A 362-nucleotide genomic window follows, 5' to 3' on the forward strand; every position below is an offset into this window, starting at 1 on the left:
AGTAGCGGCATAATAATAATGAATCCAGCTGCCCCTGCAGCAAAGCCCAGCGCTACCAATACAAATATACAAATTGACCACACCACCATGGCCGCAAAGTTTTCATTAACCGCCTGCATTGAATAAACCACGTCAGTCATAATATCAAAGCGTCTTTCCATCATAATTTGCGGTGTAAAAGCTGAGATTGAAAACACACTGACCAATAAATTTCAGCCTATAATACTGCCTATATTTAAAAAAGCCGAAATTTCTTCAAAGGTAGGATTTGCGTGGTTTGCGTATAACGAATCCACAAATGCAGATATGATCATCCAAATAATCATAATTACAATAAGTAATAAATAAAAACCCCATTAACC

At 37.0% G+C, this 362-nt stretch carries 1 pseudogene; it reads right to left on the minus strand.

Going from position 1 to position 362, the window contains the following annotated elements:
• Positions 1-356, minus strand: a pseudogene (locus tag CWB78_RS18325) (DUF2189 domain-containing protein); the annotation flags it as partial.
• Between the last annotated feature and the right edge of the window lie 6 nt (positions 357-362).

It is taken from the genome of Pseudoalteromonas sp. S1612 (assembly GCF_005887175.1).
In the GTDB taxonomy this organism is placed as follows: domain Bacteria; phylum Pseudomonadota; class Gammaproteobacteria; order Enterobacterales; family Alteromonadaceae; genus Pseudoalteromonas; species Pseudoalteromonas undina.